17 protein-coding genes, 1 tRNA gene and 1 pseudogene are annotated in these 16,566 nt (G+C 35.4%); 14 read left to right on the plus strand and 5 right to left on the minus strand.

The window, feature by feature from the left end; genetic code table 11:
• Nucleotides 1–204 precede the first annotated feature (204 nt).
• A complete protein-coding gene (locus I586_RS08970) occupies nt 205–1,479 on the plus strand; it encodes an NCS2 family permease (protein ID WP_010765459.1) in 1,275 nt (424 codons plus the stop codon).
• Between the two features lie 49 nt (nt 1,480–1,528).
• Here the strand turns inward: I586_RS08970 and I586_RS08975 are convergent, their stop codons facing one another.
• Entirely contained in the window at nt 1,529–2,929 is a 1,401-nt protein-coding gene (locus I586_RS08975) for a TrkH family potassium uptake protein (RefSeq protein WP_010765458.1), read from the minus strand.
• A gap of 345 nt (nt 2,930–3,274) precedes the next feature.
• On the opposite strand from I586_RS08975, the gene I586_RS08980 reads away from it, so the two are divergent.
• The 12 genes from I586_RS08980 (at nt 3,275) to upp (ending at nt 14,756) form a co-directional block, all read left to right on the plus strand.
• Nucleotides 3,275–4,792, plus strand: coding sequence for a flavocytochrome c (locus I586_RS08980; protein WP_010765457.1), 1,518 nt, complete (start codon nt 3,275–3,277; stop codon nt 4,790–4,792).
• Nucleotides 4,793–5,038: 246 nt separating this feature from the next.
• The gene (locus I586_RS08985; RefSeq protein ID WP_034702120.1) at nt 5,039–5,800 is read left to right on the plus strand and encodes a tandem-type lipoprotein; all 762 of its coding nucleotides are present in this window, start codon (nt 5,039–5,041) and stop codon (nt 5,798–5,800) included.
• Between the two features lie 380 nt (nt 5,801–6,180).
• Complete coding sequence (locus tag I586_RS08990; RefSeq protein WP_010765455.1) at nt 6,181–6,942, plus strand: tandem-type lipoprotein; 762 nt, start codon at nt 6,181–6,183, stop codon at nt 6,940–6,942.
• Entirely contained in the window at nt 6,935–8,209 is a 1,275-nt protein-coding gene (locus I586_RS08995; protein WP_010765454.1) for a Tle-like phospholipase domain-containing protein, read from the plus strand. The genes I586_RS08990 and I586_RS08995 overlap by 8 nt, the downstream gene beginning before the upstream one ends.
• A gap of 6 nt (nt 8,210–8,215) precedes the next feature.
• Entirely contained in the window at nt 8,216–8,587 is a 372-nt protein-coding gene (locus I586_RS09000; protein WP_010765453.1) for a hypothetical protein, read from the plus strand.
• Nucleotides 8,580–8,864, plus strand: coding sequence for a hypothetical protein (locus I586_RS09005; RefSeq protein WP_010765452.1), 285 nt, complete (start codon nt 8,580–8,582; stop codon nt 8,862–8,864). Before I586_RS09000 ends, I586_RS09005 begins: the two co-directional genes overlap by 8 nt.
• Before the next feature lie 275 nt (nt 8,865–9,139).
• Nucleotides 9,140–9,733 (plus strand): thymidine kinase, encoded by a 594-nt coding sequence (locus tag I586_RS09010; protein WP_010765451.1) that lies wholly within the window; start codon nt 9,140–9,142, stop codon nt 9,731–9,733.
• Between the two features lie 60 nt (nt 9,734–9,793).
• Nucleotides 9,794–10,867: a peptide chain release factor 1 gene (gene prfA / locus I586_RS09015; protein WP_010765450.1), complete on the plus strand. Its 1,074-nt coding sequence runs from the start codon at nt 9,794–9,796 to the stop codon at nt 10,865–10,867.
• Nucleotides 10,860–11,711, plus strand: a complete 852-nt coding sequence (gene prmC, locus I586_RS09020) for a peptide chain release factor N(5)-glutamine methyltransferase (protein WP_010765449.1) — start codon at nt 10,860–10,862, stop codon at nt 11,709–11,711. The genes prfA and prmC overlap by 8 nt, the downstream gene beginning before the upstream one ends.
• Before the next feature lie 4 nt (nt 11,712–11,715).
• Entirely contained in the window at nt 11,716–12,753 is a 1,038-nt protein-coding gene (locus I586_RS09025) for an L-threonylcarbamoyladenylate synthase (RefSeq protein ID WP_010765448.1), read from the plus strand.
• A gap of 55 nt (nt 12,754–12,808) precedes the next feature.
• Nucleotides 12,809–14,047 (plus strand): serine hydroxymethyltransferase, encoded by a 1,239-nt coding sequence (gene glyA, locus I586_RS09030; RefSeq protein WP_010765447.1) that lies wholly within the window; start codon nt 12,809–12,811, stop codon nt 14,045–14,047.
• Nucleotides 14,048–14,126: 79 nt separating this feature from the next.
• Complete coding sequence (upp, locus tag I586_RS09035; RefSeq protein ID WP_010765446.1) at nt 14,127–14,756, plus strand: uracil phosphoribosyltransferase; 630 nt, start codon at nt 14,127–14,129, stop codon at nt 14,754–14,756.
• A gap of 91 nt (nt 14,757–14,847) precedes the next feature.
• Here upp and I586_RS09040 read toward each other — a convergent pair whose 3' ends face one another.
• A complete protein-coding gene (locus I586_RS09040) occupies nt 14,848–15,084 on the minus strand; it encodes a hypothetical protein (RefSeq protein WP_010765445.1) in 237 nt (78 codons plus the stop codon).
• Between the two features lie 137 nt (nt 15,085–15,221).
• Here I586_RS09040 and I586_RS09045 point away from each other — a divergent pair.
• Nucleotides 15,222–15,294: transfer RNA gene (locus tag I586_RS09045), tRNA-Thr, on the plus strand.
• Between the two features lie 108 nt (nt 15,295–15,402).
• Here the strand turns inward: I586_RS09045 and I586_RS17450 are convergent.
• From I586_RS17450 to I586_RS17540, 3 genes and pseudogenes are all read right to left on the minus strand, one after another.
• Nucleotides 15,403–15,990, minus strand: a complete 588-nt coding sequence (locus tag I586_RS17450; protein WP_244147872.1) for a site-specific integrase — start codon at nt 15,988–15,990, stop codon at nt 15,403–15,405.
• A gap of 126 nt (nt 15,991–16,116) precedes the next feature.
• Nucleotides 16,117–16,344, minus strand: a pseudogene (locus I586_RS17455) (tyrosine-type recombinase/integrase); the annotation flags it as partial.
• 40 nt (nt 16,345–16,384) lie between these two features.
• A complete protein-coding gene (locus I586_RS17540) occupies nt 16,385–16,519 on the minus strand; it encodes a hypothetical protein (protein ID WP_279615035.1) in 135 nt (44 codons plus the stop codon).
• Nucleotides 16,520–16,566: the final 47 nt, after the last annotated feature.

Raw genomic sequence — 16,566 nt, forward strand, 5'->3', positions numbered from 1 at the left:
AAAGAATGGTTGTTTAAGGCTTTTTTGTTTTTTATATGTGAATAGTAGCAGATTTTTTGATAGTTGTGAATGTTAGCGTTTTCTGATAACATGACAGTAGCATCGTATAAAGATTTTTTGAAATGAAAATAAAAAAAATATAATAAGAACGGAAGAATTCCTAAAGAAACAAGGACGTATTTTACTTAACCAAGGAGGATGTACATGTTTCGTCGGCAAAAGCTTATTAAAGGCGATATTAAACGAGAAATACTAGCAGGAACCACTTCATTTTTTGCCATTTCATATATTATTATGGTAAATACAGTCATCTTAGCTGAAGCAGGGATGCCAAAAGAGTTAACGATTTTTGGAACAATTTTTATTTCCATTATTGGCTCAATTTTAATGGGGATTGTTGCGGATGCGCCAATCGTGTTAACAACAGGAATGGGTGTTAATTCATTTTTTACTTATACGTTAGTTTTATCATTAGGATTGACGTGGCAACAGGCTTTAGCAGTTAGTTTTTGTTCCGGGATTGTTTATTTACTAGTTGCCTTTACGAAGCTGAGTAAATTATTTGCGGAAGTTGTGCCAGAAACGTTAAAGACTGGAATCACGGTGGGAATCGGATTTTTTCTTGTATTGATTGGTTTGGAAAAAGGACACTTGATTATAAGCGGTGAGCATACTTTTTTGCAGCTAGCTTCGTTAGATAATCCTTTAACATTATTAACCTTATTTTCATTGATTTTGACTGTTTTTTTGTTTATTAAAGGGATTCAAGGGAGTTTTTTTATTGGAATTGTGGTTGTAACAGCTGTTGCAAATATTTTTGGTATGGTAACGCCAACAGAACATTTTTCTTTAAGTGGATTAGGCAATTATAATCAAATCTTTTTTAAACTAGACTTCAGTACATTTTTCTCTAAAAGTTTTTTGCTAGGAGTCTTTGCATTATCGATGATTTTAATATTTGAATCAATGGGGTTACTTAAAGGCCTAATGCCAGAAGCAGAGGAAAAAAAATATTTAAGCGCCTATCGTGTAACTGGTTTTATTACACTGCTGTCTAGTATTTTCGGAACAAGTCCAACTGTAGCAGCTGCTGAAAGTGCAACAGGAATTGAAGAAGGGGGAAAAACGGGGATTACGTCGATTACCAGCGGAGTCTGTTTCTTTTTGGCGTTGTTAGCATTACCGTTGCTTTCATATATTCCCGATTCAGCATTAGCACCAGCAATTATTATTACAGGTTTCTTGATGATCCAACAAATCAAAGCAGTGAATTTTGATGATTTTAGCGACTACTTTCCTATGATACTGATGATTGTCTTGATTCCGTTTACGATGAATATTTCTGATGGAATGGCATTTGGGTTTGTCGCCTATCCCTTAGCAAAATTATTCGCTGGGAAACGATCAGAACTGTCATTCCCAATGTGGCTGATTTCAGGATTATTCTTGATTTATTTGATTGTTAATGTCTTAATTTAATAAAAAAATGGACTAAACACATTTTTTAAGAAGTGTTTAGTCCGTTTTTTTAACCAATAATAATTTTTTCTGACGGATATTCATAACCAATATCGCGTGTTTCTTTTGGTACGAATAACATCAACGTATATAACATACCGATACGTCCAATAAACATCAATAGTGCAATCATCAATTTCCCAACAGTTGTTAAATCAGAAGTGATACCTAAAGATAAACCAGTCGTACCAAACGCGGAAGCCACTTCAACAATAATAGCAATCAACGGATGGTCTTCTGTTGCGGTCAAAAATAAGACTGCAAAAAAACACATGATCAGTGAAAGCATGAAGACTACAATTGATTTCTTAACATCATCATCATCGATTCGACGGCCAAACACATTGATTTTATCTTCGCTTTTTAAAAATGCAAACAAGTATAATCCAATGATTGCTACGGTTGTAGTCCGAATACCACCACCAACAGAGCTTGGACTACATCCGATGAACATCAATAAAGAAAATACGATCAATGTTGTAACTTGAAAATCGCCCAAATCATTTATCTGCAAACCAGCGTTGCGCGTCGTCATAGAATAAAACATAGACGTGATCCAGCGCTGCAGTTCCCCCATTCCAACAAATAAATGATCTTTCTCCAAGAGATAAATCAAAAGAGTTCCGCCGACAAACAATATGACAAATGCCAATACCGCAATCTTACTGAATAACGAAAAACGGAATGGAAGACCGCGTTTTTTCTTTTTAAAGAATAGCCATTCACGAAACTCCATCAAAACAGGAAAACCAATTCCACCAACAAAAATCAGAAACATGATCACGATCAAAAAGATATAGTCATTGGCAAACGGGATAATCGAATCCCCTGTCACATCAAATCCAGAGTTCGTAACGGCCGAAATAGACTGATAAAAGCCAAAGAAGATTGCTTTTGGCCAAGTTTTAAAATAGCCAGAAAAATAAAAGTAGATAGAGAAAAAAGTGCCAAAGATAAGTTGAAACCACAAAAGAATCGTAAATGTAATTCGAATCAGTCGAACAATACCACTTAATTTTGGTTGATTCATATCTGTCATGATCAATTGGCGCTGTTTCAGAGAAATCCTACGTTTAGACAAGATAATAAACGCAGTAGAAATCATCATGATTCCTAACCCACCGATTTGAAAGAGTATTTCCAATAAAATAACTCCACGATCATTAAAAACAGAGTTGATATCAAAAGTAGACAAGCCTGTAACACTGACCGTACTGATTGCCATAAAAAGCATATCAATGAAGCCCACGTGAGAACCAGGTTCTCTAAAAAAAGGGAGACAAAATAATAAGTAAGAAATAATCGTCATAATAATATAATAAGAAACAATAATTTGTATAGATGATAGATTATTCGAAATAAAACGCCTTCCTTTGCGTTGTGCCAGCCATAAAAGCCGAAATCGATTCATACACGGACCTCCTGAACATCGTTAAAACAAGTATAGCAGAAAATAAATGATGGGCAAACAAAGAATAAATGCTTAGAAGAAATAAGAAATTGATTAAAAAAAAGCAGAATCTGTCACAAACTAAACAGAACGTGCTATTTTATTCAGAGAAGAATGAGAATGTCTGACGATCTGTTTGTGAAATATCGTTTGGCTAAAAGCGTTAGAATCAAACAGGTGACACAGAAATTGTATGAAGGAGCTCATTTTTTTAGTTTCTAATGTGATTATTTTCACATGGAGGACTAGTGACAATGAAAAATAATAGGGTTGGGGAAAGTAAACTATATACGAGGTGGGGAAAAGATGAAAAAAGTCATCATGAGTTTAGTATCATTAAGTTTATTTGCCGGAATTGCGGTAGGTTGTACGAGTGATCAAGAAAAAGCATCAAAAGGAAGCAAAGAATCTAAAGAAAGTTCGGAAGTTACTTCAGGGGCTTCAGCAAATGGCTATACCGATTTAAGTGAATTAGAAGATCAATATGACATCGTGATCATTGGTGCTGGGGGTGCTGGTATGACAGCGGCATTACAAGCCAAAGAAGCAGGAATGAATCCAGCTATTCTAGAAAAAATGCCTGTTGCAGGTGGGAATACAATCAAATCTTCTTCTGGAATGAACGCTTCTGAAACAAAATATCAAAAAGAAGAAGGTATTACAGACAGCAACGATAAATTCTTTGAAGAAACATTAAAAGGCGGAAAAGGCACGAATGATAAAGAACTATTACGCTTTTTCGTAGATCATTCAGCAGATGCAATCGATTGGTTAGATACAAAAGGAATCGAACTAAGCAACTTAACGATCACTGGCGGAATGAGCGAAAAACGGACACATCGTCCAGCAGATGGTTCGGCAATTGGTGGCTACTTAGTAGACGGACTTGTTCGGAATGTCAAAGAAGAAAAAATTCCGTTATTCGTTAATGCTAATGTCACTGAAATCACTGAAAAAGACGGTCAAGTGAACGGTGTCAAAGTTAAACTAAATGACAAAGAAACAAAAGAAATCAAATCAAATGCTGTCATTGTGACAACAGGTGGTTTTGGTGCTAATAAAGAGATGTTAGAAAAATACGATCCAAAATTAAAAGATTATGTTACAACAAACCAAGAAGGTACAACAGGTGACGGTATCAAGATGATCGAAAAACTTGGTGGCGCTACTGTAGATATGAAAGAAATTCAAATTCACCCAACGGTTCAACAAGACAAATCATTCTTGATCGGTGAAGTTGTTCGTGGTGAGGGGGCTATTTTAGCTTCACAAGAGGGGACACGTTTTGTCAATGAAATGGACACTCGTGATAAAGTTTCTGCCGCAATCACTGCTTTGCCAGAAAAATCAGCCTACTTAGTTTTCGATCAAGGTGTTCGTGATCGTGCGAAAGCAATCGATTTCTATGATGAACAAGGTTTTGTTGTAGAAGGTGCAACAATCGAAGAACTTGCTAAAAAGATCGATATGCCAGAAGCTGCATTAAAAGATACTGTAGAGCAATGGAACAAAGAAGTTCAAGCAAAATCTGATACTCAATTTAATCGCGCAACAGGTATGGATCACGATTTATCAACTGGTCCTTACTACGCAATCAAAATCGCACCAGGAATCCATCATACAATGGGTGGTGTGAAAATCAATACCAAAACAGAAGTATTGAAAGAAGACGGAACAGCAATCAAAGGCTTGTATGCCGCTGGTGAAGTAACCGGAGGACTACATGGTGCAAACCGTATCGGCGGAAACGCTGTGGCGGATATTATCATCTTTGGTCGCCAATCTGGAACAGAAGCTTCAAACTTTGCTTCAGCTCAAAAATAAGTAAGTCTAAGAAAACCAATAGATCGAACGTTCGCGTTTGTCTATTGGTTTTCTTTTTTAGGGATTCAATGAGATTAGGAGAGATAGTCAGTTGCAAAACGGACTATCTCTTTTCATCTATAAATCAGTAGCATTATCTAAGATTGAATAACGAAAATGTCATATATCTATTTCATTTTACTTTTGGTAAAATAAATAGTGATTAAGGTGTGAATAAATTTCATCCTAGAAAAAGGAGACGATATTTTGAAAAAATTATATTTATTTATAGGAGGACTAATGATAATGAGTGGATTAGCTGGCTGTGAAACAAAAAACAAAGCAGAAATTGAACAAAGTTTTGATAAAGTATTAGCAATGTATCCAACACCAAATCTGGAGAGTTTCTATGATATGGAAGGCTACAGAGATGACGAGTTTGAGAAAGATGATAAGGGCGTTTGGGTATTAAATTCTGATTTTTCAATGAGTAAAACAGAAGAAGGAGATTTACTTACAGAGGGGATGCGACTAAGAATTAACAGGAACACACGAAAAATGAAAGGTTATTATTATGTTTCTATTACGCCAAATGCTTTTGGAAAAAGCAGTAAAACTACAAAGTATCCAGTAGTTTATACTGGTAAAGGTTTTCAATCAAAAGAAAAAATTTCTGATAAAGAATTTCAGAGAAAAATAGAAGGATTCCAATTCTTTGTGCAATATGGAAAATTTGACAAACTAGATTCATATAAGAATTTAAAAAAAATGTACAATCCAGAGGTTCCTATGTATGAATTAGAATATCAATTAACAAATGATGATTCAAATGTTCAAGTTTTGAGAAGTAAGTATGATATTGTCACCGATAAAGCGCCTACTTTACTGTTGAAAGGGACTGGGGACATAGAAGGTAACTCAGTTGGCTATAAACAGTTAGAAGTTAGATTTGATAAGAAATTAAGCATATATTTCACAGATTCTATTGATTTTCAACCTCTTTCTGAGGAGGATTTAGCAAGTGAGTAAGTATGAAGTAAAAGATAAAAAAGATAGGGAAGCAACTAGTTGGGTAACAACAATTTCTTATGGAATAGAAAATTCCCTTTTAATATTAAGCAAGTAGATCCATTTTATGATCCTAAACAAGTTCAAGTGGCGCAACATTTTTAGATAATAATACAGGTTAATAAAACTAACTTTTAGAGGTGCACAATGGTGATTTAGGATTAGACGACTCAACCGACAGTGAACATTGATAATGCTACACTAATATTAAATTAGTAGCATTATATATAAATAAACAACGAAAATGTCAAGTATAACTATCTATTTTATTTCTCTTTTGATAAAATAAACAGTGATCATGACGTAAATAAATTTCATCCTGTAAAAAAGGAGACGATATTTTGAAAAAATTATATTTATTTTTAGGAGGATTAATGATATTGAGTGGATTAGGTGGCTGTGAAACAAAAAACAAAGCAGAAATTGAACAAAGTTTTGATAAAGTATTAGCTATGTATCCAACACCAAATCTGGAAAGTTTTTACGATATGGAAGGCTACCGAGATGATGAGTTTAATAAGGATGATAAGGGCGTTTGGTTACTGCATTCCAGTATGTCTATTAGTGAATCGGAAGATTCAGGATTAGTTACAGAAGGAATGGTTTTACGAATGAATCGCAATACTAAAACAGCGAAGGGATATTATTATACCGATACAACATGGAATGAGTTAAGTAAAAATACAGAAGAAAAAAGATATCCAGTTATGTATGATGGACGAGGTTTCCATCTAGTAAAAGATACTAATGATGCCAATTTAAAAGAAAAAATTCATAATTTTCAATTCTTTGTTCAATATGGAAATTTTTCTAAGTTAGATACTTATAAAAATCTGCGGAAAATGTATAATTCGGAAGTACCAATGTACGAATTAGAATATCAATTAACAAATACTGATAAAAATGTTGAATCATTACGAGAAAAATATGATATTTCAACAGAAAAAGCTCCAACTCTATTATTAAAGGGAAGAGGAGATTTAGACGGAAGTTCTGTAGGATATAAGGAAATAGAGTTCACTTTTGATAAGAAAATTGGGATATTTTTTAGTGATTCCATTGATTTTCAACCGCTATCACAGGAGGACATCATAAATGGATAGTTATGAATTTAATAAGGATAAAATAGAAAAGTTAAATAGTAATAGTGAAAATACTAGTGCGATATCCACGATAGCTTATGAAGTTGAGAATGCACATTTTCATAAAGTGCCACCTAAAACAATTAACACGCAAATTAATAATTTAAAAAAGAAAGGTAAATTCCCAACAAATTTAGACTATATAGATTCTTTCTACGACCCTAAAACAAGTTCAAGTGGTGTAGCATTTTTAGACAACAATACTGGAAAGGTAGTTGTAGGTTTTGCAGGAACGAACGGGGATAATGGAAAAAAAGATGAAAACAAAGATAGAGCACAGTGGATTAATATTGCTTTAGAGGGTGATGGTCCTTCTTCTTCCTATTTTAATGCCAGTCATACATTTATGAATGACTTAAAAGCAGCTGGGTATGATATAGGTACAGTTACAGGTCATTCTCTAGGTGGTCGAAATGGAGCAATTATGGGCATGTCTCACGGAATACCCAATATTGTCCTTTATAATTCTGCTCCTCTAATGAATATGTTAGTAGGATTACCTACACCAAGGGCATTTACTAATGTAAATGAGTTAGATGGTTTATTAAAAGGGTATAAGGGAGAAATTATTTATTTTGTTTCAGAAAAAGATATTTTAAATAATGTTGCCGGGATAGGAAAAGCCAGTTTGTATCCTGGAAAAATTTATGTATTAAAAAATGGAAAACCACATGATATTACAGGTTTTTTAACAACAGAAGAGCAGAATTTTATTAGACAGCATACACCTGATTTAAATAAAATCTATGTAGCGCAACAAAAAGTTCAAACAGATACAAGGAGTAAATTAAAAGCATTAGATGTTTTGCGAGCAAAGCTTTTGAAAAGCGGGGGAGGATTGTCTGCCTCAGAAGAAATTTATTTAGATGCATCTGAAGCACTGATTTTAACACAAGGAATGAGTAAAACTCTTCAAATTGAAATAGAGGATATCAAAAAAATGTATCAAGAAGCGAAGAAAGATTCCGATACGTTATGGACAGACACGGTAAAAATGGGAGATTCTATAGGTTCCACATTAGTTCAAGGCGAAGTAGTCGATTCTTTAAATGCGGGGGGAGCAACTGAACCAATTGTTCGAATAGAACCAAAAACAGAGTATGAACAAAAAATATCAGAACTATCTTCGATACAACAAGACTATTATGAATTAATTGGGCAAATACAAACATCTATCAACAAACAAGTAGAGACAGACCAAGCGCTAGCCCAACAAATAAGAGGATAAATATTTATGGAAAGAACATATATAAATAAATTAGCAGATTTAGAGTCAGAGTATGAAAAGAACCAAAGAAAGATTGAAGAAGAATTAGAAGAAGTCTTTTATGAAAAGCAAAAATTTAGTCGTGAGTTAGAAAATCTTTCAGAAAATTATCGATATCATTATCAGCAAGCAGAGTATAGTGAACCAGTAAATATGAGTAGAGTATACCATCTGTTAGAACAATGTAAAGAGGATGGGGATAGGGTTGTGAATCAAACCATGAAAGAATTAGAAAATAAACAAGAAGAAAATACGATTCATTATAAGAAACAAACACGATTAATAGAAGATGAACTTACTCTTTTAAAAGAGAAGGAGATAAAAAAAGAAAATGAGTAGTGAAAAAATGAAATTGGAGTTAAAGAGATTACGAAAAGAGCTAGAAAAAGCTTTGATACGTGGTATGGTTGCTCCGCCATGTGTTCAAACGGCCGAAACGAAAAAGCAACTAGTCAAAAGCATGGGACAAGCTCGAGTGGAACGATTAAAAAGTAGTAGTGCAAACTATATTTCAAATTTTCAATCTTCTGCAAAAGGGGCGTGGGTAACAAAAGCAAAAACAACGTTTGAAAATACGTCGAATAAACTAACAACTATTACAGAAGATGGAAAATGATGAGCTTCCAAAGTTCATCATTTTTTTGTATGATCTGTTAACCTATGAAGCGTTTTAAACGTTCGGGTAATTAACTTTTAAAACCCTAAAAACTAAGCTAATAGCGTTCAGGTTGGTTTAAAATAGCAGGACGAATAATTTAGGATGCTATTAAAAATGGAAATTTCTTAACAAAAGAAACCCCTTGATCCATAAGCCTTAAATTTACTACTGTAAAAAACTTCGGTTTTATAGTAAAATACGAGAGGAACTAAACGAGGGGTGACGACGAAGTAATGGCACAATTATTTTTTAAATATGGCGCAATGAATAGCGGAAAAACTATTGAGATATTAAAAGTGGCACACAACTATGAAGAACAAGACAAGCCTGTTGTGATCATGACAAGCGGACTTGATACTAGAGATGGTGTTGGTGTCGTTTCAAGCCGTATTGGTCTTAGAAGAGAAGCGACGCCCATTTTTAAAGAAACAAATGTCTATGAATTAATTCGAAAATTGGATTATAAACCATACTGTATCTTAGTAGATGAATCGCAATTTTTAGGAAAACAACATGTGATTGATTTTGCCCGAATCGTGGACGAACTGAACATTCCTGTTATGGCATTTGGATTGAAAAACGATTTTCGTAACGAACTATTTGAAGGATCAAAATACTTGATGTTATATGCAGACAAATTAGAAGAACTAAAAACAATCTGTTGGTTCTGCCACAAAAAAGCCACAATGAATTTACATTACATCGACGGTCAACCCGTTTACGAAGGAACGCAAGTCCAAATTGGCGGTAATGAAGCCTATTATCCAGTGTGTCGAAATCACTATTTTCACCCACCGATCGATGGTGAACAAGTAGCGAATAATTAACGCAGTAGCAAAGATGGAAGAATAAAACACATTTATTTAACTAAAAAGGAGCAACTAACTATGTACGATCAGTTACAATCAATCGAAGATCGCTATGAAGAACTGGGCGAATTATTAAGTGATCCAGAAGTCATTAGTGATACGAAACGTTTTATGCAATTATCTAAAGAGGAAGCCAATACTCGCGAAACAGTAGATGTTTATCGCCGCTATAAACAAGTAGTAGAAGGAATCAGTGATACCGAAGAATTATTAGGCGAAAAATTAGATGCTGAAATGGCTGAAATGGCGAAAGAAGAACTATCAGAATTAAAAAAAGAAAAAGACGTTTTAGAAGAACGAATCAAAATTTTACTATTACCAACAGATCCAAATGATGATAAAAACATCATTATGGAGATTCGTGGTGCAGCAGGCGGGGACGAAGCGGCGTTATTTGCAGGAGACCTATTTGGTATGTACCAAAAATATGCTGAATCTCAAGGCTGGAAGACAGATGTCATGGAAGCTAGCATCACTGGAATTGGTGGCTATAAAGAAGTGATCATGATGATTTCAGGAGACAACGTTTTTTCTAAATTAAAATACGAAAGCGGCGCGCACCGCGTGCAACGTGTTCCTTCAACAGAATCTCAAGGTCGTATTCACACCTCTACTGCAACAGTCGTTGTATTACCAGAAGCAGAAGAAGTTGAATTAGATCTTGCAGATAAAGATATCCGTACCGATATTTACCATGCAAGTGGCGCCGGTGGTCAGCACGTCAATAAAACAGCATCTGCGGTTCGTTTAACACATATTCCGACAGGGATTGCTGTTGCGATGCAAGATGAACGTTCACAAATCAAAAACCGTGAAAAAGCGATGAAAATTTTACGTGCGAGAGTTTATGACCAAATGCAACAAGAAGCACAAAGCGAGTACGATGCAAATCGTAAATCTGCTGTTGGTACAGGAGATCGTTCCGAACGAATCCGCACCTATAACTTCCCACAAAATCGTGTGACAGATCACCGTATTGGGTTAACAATCCAAAAACTTGATCAAATTTTAGCTGGGAAATTAGATGAAATCGTTGATGCTTTAGTGTTATACGATCAAACATCAAAATTAGAAGAGATGCAAAATGGGTAACCGTTATTTTGAAGTCCTTGAACGGGCTTCTTCTTTTTTAGAAAAACAGGGGAAAGAAGGATATAGTATCCTCTTTGTTTTTTTAGAAAGAAAAGGATGGACGAAGACGGATTGGCTGCTCCATTTAAAAGAAGAAATGCCGTTAACAGACGAACAGCAAATCAATGAAGATTTAAAACGACTGGCCGATAACTATCCACCGCAGTACTTGTTAGGGTACAGTGATTTTTATGAACAGCGTTTTTTGGTTAATGAACATACTTTGATTCCTAGACCCGAAACAGAAGAATTAGTAGACCGTTGTTTAAAAGAAAATCCCAATCAACAACTGACGGTTGTTGATGTTGGAACTGGGACGGGTGCGATTGCCCTTAGTTTGAAATTAGCTCGTCCAAACTGGCAAGTGACAGCGATTGATATTTCTGAAGAAGCCTTGAAAGTCGCGAAGCAAAATGCACAACAATTAGAGGCTGAAGTTGAGTTTATCCATGGGGATGGATTAAAACCGATACAGGATAAAAAAATCGATATCTTGATTTCAAATCCTCCTTATATCGGTGAGGCTGAATGGGCGCTGATGGATGAAAGTGTTCGGACATTCGAACCAAAATCAGCGCTATTTGCAGACAATGATGGGTTAGCGATTTATCAGCAATTAGCTCAAGAAGCAAAACAGACACTAAACCCAGATGGTAAAATTTACTTAGAGATCGGTTTTCAGCAAGGTGAAGCTGTTAAACACCTGTTTCAGCAAGTATTTCCAAAAAAACAAGTACAAGTTGCCCAAGACTTATCAGGAAATGATCGTATGGTAATCGTTTCATCTAAAAAAGAGGAGGGATAGAAAATTGGAAACAAAACTATTTAAAGCGTATGAAGTAACCAAAGCGGCAGAGTTGATCCGTCAAGGGGAACTGATTGCCTTCCCCACTGAAACAGTATATGGGCTTGGCGCAAACGCCTTAGATGAGCAAGCAGTAAAGCAAGTATACACTGTAAAAGGACGACCTAGCGATAATCCTTTGATTGTCCACGTCAGTGATTTTGAAATGGTCACACACTATGTCTCTGATTTTCCTAAACATACAAAGGCCCTTGTGGATGCTTTTTGGCCTGGACCGTTGACCTTGATTTTTGACGTGAAACCTAATACATTTTCTACTACGGTTACAGGTGGTTTAAATACGGTTGCGTTTCGGATGCCTAATAATCTGAAAACAATCGAATTGATAAAAAAAGCAAACGTTCCTTTAGTTGGCCCAAGTGCGAATACTTCTGGAAAACCTAGCCCAACTACAGCAGAGCATGTCTATCATGATTTACATGGTAAAATTGCTGGTATTTTAGATGACGGACCAACTCAAATTGGAGTAGAATCAACCGTTTTAGATTTGACCACAGAGAATGAGGTTCCTGTCATATTAAGACCAGGTGCTATTACGAAAGAACAGTTGGAACACGTTGTAGGTAAAGTGACGGTGGATCAGCATTTAATTAGCGAAAAAGAAGCCCCTAAGGCGCCAGGGATGAAATATAAGCATTATTCTCCTGATGTTCCAGTCTGGATCGTAGACGGCGATAAAGACGTATTTGACAAAGCGATTCATTGGGCCAAAAGTAAAAATCAACGCATTGGGTTATTTGCAAGTGAACGTCTCACATCAGCATTTTCAACGGATGTAACAGCCACTTTTTCTTTTGGGGAAGATTCAGTGGAACAAGGGACCAAGTTCCTATTTGCAGGTCTTAGAAGTTTGGATGAACAGAATATCGATGTTATTTTTGCCCAAGCTTTCCCAGAAGCAAAGTTAGGGATCGCTTATATGAATCGTCTAAAAAAAGCAGCAAATCAAAATATTTTAAAAATTGATTCGATTTTTGAGTAGTGAGCATTTAATTATGATACAATCGGTACAAACAAATGAAATGGAGGCTTGTTTAATGGATTATAAAACATTTGATCCTGATTTATGGGAAGCAATTGCAAAAGAGAATGAACGTCAAGAAAACAATTTGGAGCTGATTGCATCAGAGAATGTTGTTTCAAAAGGTGTTATGGCAGCACAAGGAAGTATTCTTACAAATAAATATGCAGAAGGGTATCCAGGCAAACGGTATTATGGCGGGTGTGAGTTTATTGATATCGTTGAAGATCTAGCAATTAATCGTGCTAAAGAATTATTTGGTGCGAAATTTGCGAATGTTCAACCTCATTCAGGTTCACAAGCAAATACTGCTGCTTATCTTTCATTGATCGAACCAGGAGATACTGTTTTAGGGATGGATTTGTCTGCGGGAGGACATTTGACCCACGGTTCACCTGTAAATTTTAGTGGTAAAACATATAACTTCGTAAGTTATGGTGTGGATCCGACCACTGAAGTGATCGATTACAATGTCGTACGTATTTTGGCTCGGGAACATCAACCAAAATTGATCGTAGCTGGGGCAAGTGCCTATTCTCGTACGATCGACTTTGAAAAATTCCGTGAGATAGCAGATGAAGTTGGTGCAAAATTGATGGTGGATATGGCGCATATCGCAGGTCTTGTTGCGGCTGGGTTGCATCCTAATCCAGTACCATATGCTGATATCACAACTTCAACAACACATAAAACATTACGCGGACCACGTGGTGGCCTTATTTTAACCAATGATGAAGACTTAGCAAAAAAAATCAATAGCAATATTTTCCCTGGTATTCAGGGTGGACCATTAGAGCATGTCATTGCTGGTAAAGCAGTTGCTTTTAAAGAAGCATTGGATATTTCCTTTAAAGAATACAGTGAACAAGTTATCGAGAACGCCAGAGCGATGACAAAAGTGTTCAATCAAACACCTGAAGCTCGCCTAGTGAGTGGCTCGACGGATAACCATTTACTATTGATCGACGTTAGTGGATTTGGTTTGAATGGGAAAGAAGCAGAAGCGATTTTGGATAGTGTGAATATCACAGCGAATAAAAATTCAATTCCGTTTGAACAACTTAGCCCGTTTAAAACTAGCGGTATTCGAATCGGAACGCCAGCCATCACAACAAGAGGATTTAAAGAAGACGATTGTGTGGAAGTTGCGAAATTAATCGTAAAAGTCTTAAATGACCACGAAAATGAAGCAACTCTTTCTGAAGTTCGGGCATCTGTTAGCGAGCTTACAAAAAAATATCCACTTTATAAGTAAAAGATTCGAGTGATTGACTAGTCAATCGCTCGATTTTGTTTTACAATAGGAAGGAATAAATTATTGAAGGAGAATGAGCATGGGAAAATTCCAAGTTATTGATCATCCACTGATCCAACACAAATTAACAATCATTAGAGATAAGGATTGTGGAACAAAGGTTTTTCGTGAAGTCGTGAATGAGATTGCGATGCTTATGGCATATGAAGTTTCAAGAGATATGCCTTTAGAAGACGTTGTTATCGAAACACCAATTTGTGAATCAACACAAAAAACATTATCTGGTAAAAAGGTTGCAATCGTGCCAATTTTACGTGCAGGTATTGGAATGGTAGATGGTATTTTGGAATTGATTCCAGCAGCAAAAGTTGGACATATCGGTTTATACCGTGATCACGATACATTAGAACCAGTTGAATATTTCGTAAAAATGCCAGAAGATATTGACGCACGTCAATTATTCGTAGTAGATCCAATGCTTGCTACAGGCGGATCTGCAATCATGGCGATCGATGCCTTAAAAGCACGCGGCGGCAGCAACATTAAATTTGTTTGTCTAGTAGCAGCGCCAGAAGGTGTGAAGGCGTTACAAGAAGCACATCCAGATATTGATATCTATACAGCAGCATTGGATGAAAAATTAGATGAAAATGGCTACATCGTTCCTGGTTTAGGAGATGCTGGCGACCGTTTATTCGGTACTAAGTAATTAAGTGTAAAATAGCTGATCGAAACGAGAACGTTTCGATCAGCTATTTTTATAAAAAAAAAATCCATCCAATAATAATGGATGGAAGAATCTATATTTTTTTTAATTTTTTATAATTGATGACAATGACACCATTACTTTTGACCATTAGATCAGTATTGTCAGAGTTTTCATCAATTTCCACAACTGCAGAGTTATTTAATTGCTTGGTAATAATCCCAGTTTGTGGCTGACCATGCATCAAGAAAGTGACCTGAGTATCAACAGTGAATAAATCCCCTTCAGCAGAAGGCTCAACAGGACGATTAAAGTTACCGAAATTAGACATTCTAAAAAACTTCCCTTCTTAACTCTTTTCATTATACCATAAATGAAGAAAAATTTCAGAAAACTAATTTTGCTCTAAAAAATCAACGTTTCATCCTTTACAAAAGGTAGGTTTAGTTTTATAATTTTGTTTATATTGCCAGCTTAGCTCAGTCGGTAGAGCAACGCACTCGTAACGCGTAGGTCGTAGGTTCGATCCCTATAGCTGGCATACCTTGAACCCTTGATATACAAGGGTTCTTTTGTTTGTCCAGAAAAAACTTGAGAATAAAATTGCCTAAAGTTGTCTACTTACTAAAAGTTAGTTGAAAAGAGCATGTTATATTATATCGTCAAGTTTATCACTCATTGATTTTTGAGCATTAGGGTATAAATGACCATAAGTGTCTATAGTAGTCGTTATAGAAGCATGTCCTAGTCGTTGCTTTATCTTTGTAGGCTCTTCATTGTTGTGAATCAATAAAGCAACATGAGAGTGTCTAAAGTCATGAAGTCTAATAGGTTTTATGTCTAGCTCGTTTTGAGAAATAACTTTTTTGATCTGTTTACTAAAGAAGCCGCTAGACGGGTTTTTTTCGCTATATTGAAATACAAGCAGTTTTTCACTATCGAAATTTTGAAAATGATCAATAAGGTATTGCTGTTGTTGATTCTTCCATTCATTTAGTGCGGTTAGAAGATTTTTGTTAATGTTTATATATCTATTGCTGTTTTTTGTTTTTGGCTCTGTAGTAACATATTCGCCTTTAATCTGAGTTGCGCTTTTATTTACTCTAATTTCTGATCTGGCGAAATCAATATCATTCCATGTTAATGCGATCATTTCGCCCGCTCGCATACCTGTAAGAAAAGCTACCTGATAAAATAAAGATAAATATGGCTTATCCTCTTTATCAATTCCTGACAAGAAGATTTTAAACTCCTCTACTGTCCAAAAATTCATCTCTTTTTTTTGTATTTTTAACTTTTCGATTCTTTGACAAGGATTGTCATTTGTGAATCCTTCTTTAATAGCTATCTGAAACAATTTATTTACGTGTAAAAGTATCATGTTGATTGTGTTGTGAGAAAGCTTCTCTTTTTTTTCTCCCTTTAGGTTCAATAAGTGATTTTGAAAATCTCTTATCTGCGTGAATTTAATCTTTGAGATTACCGTATCTTTGAAATAGGGCTCAACATATATCTTGAAAATTCGTTCCTGACTTTTGATGTAAGAGGGCTTAAGATTTTTAGTGTATCTTTCTTCATATACTTCATAAATATCTGTTAGCGATAGATTTGAAGGAGTATCAAGCTTGTTCTCATGATGTAATCTTAGATACTTTGCCTCTAACTTTTTTGCCTGAAATTCTAATTCTACGTTGTTTTTTTGTTATTGGATCAATTCCTAAAGAGACATCAATTTTATAATGATTACCGTCTTTTTTTATTGCCAAAATATTCACTCCTTAAAACGGGAACATATGTTCTTTTTGGATTAAAA

The organism is Enterococcus moraviensis ATCC BAA-383 (assembly GCF_000407445.1).
In the GTDB taxonomy this organism is placed as follows: domain Bacteria; phylum Bacillota; class Bacilli; order Lactobacillales; family Enterococcaceae; genus Enterococcus_L; species Enterococcus_L moraviensis.

Coding starts and splice junctions, on each gene's coding strand:
- I586_RS08970 (WP_010765459.1), top strand. CDS start 205: ATGTTTCGTCGGCAAAAGCTTATTAAAGGCGATATTAAACGAGAAATA.
- I586_RS08975 (WP_010765458.1), bottom strand. CDS start 2,929: ATGAATCGATTTCGGCTTTTATGGCTGGCACAACGCAAAGGAAGGCGT.
- I586_RS08980 (WP_010765457.1), top strand. CDS start 3,275: ATGAAAAAAGTCATCATGAGTTTAGTATCATTAAGTTTATTTGCCGGA.
- I586_RS08995 (WP_010765454.1), top strand. CDS start 6,935: ATGGATAGTTATGAATTTAATAAGGATAAAATAGAAAAGTTAAATAGT.
- I586_RS09000 (WP_010765453.1), top strand. CDS start 8,216: ATGGAAAGAACATATATAAATAAATTAGCAGATTTAGAGTCAGAGTAT.
- I586_RS09005 (WP_010765452.1), top strand. CDS start 8,580: ATGAGTAGTGAAAAAATGAAATTGGAGTTAAAGAGATTACGAAAAGAG.
- I586_RS09010 (WP_010765451.1), top strand. CDS start 9,140: ATGGCACAATTATTTTTTAAATATGGCGCAATGAATAGCGGAAAAACT.
- prfA (WP_010765450.1), top strand. CDS start 9,794: ATGTACGATCAGTTACAATCAATCGAAGATCGCTATGAAGAACTGGGC.
- prmC (WP_010765449.1), top strand. CDS start 10,860: ATGGGTAACCGTTATTTTGAAGTCCTTGAACGGGCTTCTTCTTTTTTA.
- glyA (WP_010765447.1), top strand. CDS start 12,809: ATGGATTATAAAACATTTGATCCTGATTTATGGGAAGCAATTGCAAAA.
- upp (WP_010765446.1), top strand. CDS start 14,127: ATGGGAAAATTCCAAGTTATTGATCATCCACTGATCCAACACAAATTA.
- I586_RS09040 (WP_010765445.1), bottom strand. CDS start 15,084: ATGTCTAATTTCGGTAACTTTAATCGTCCTGTTGAGCCTTCTGCTGAA.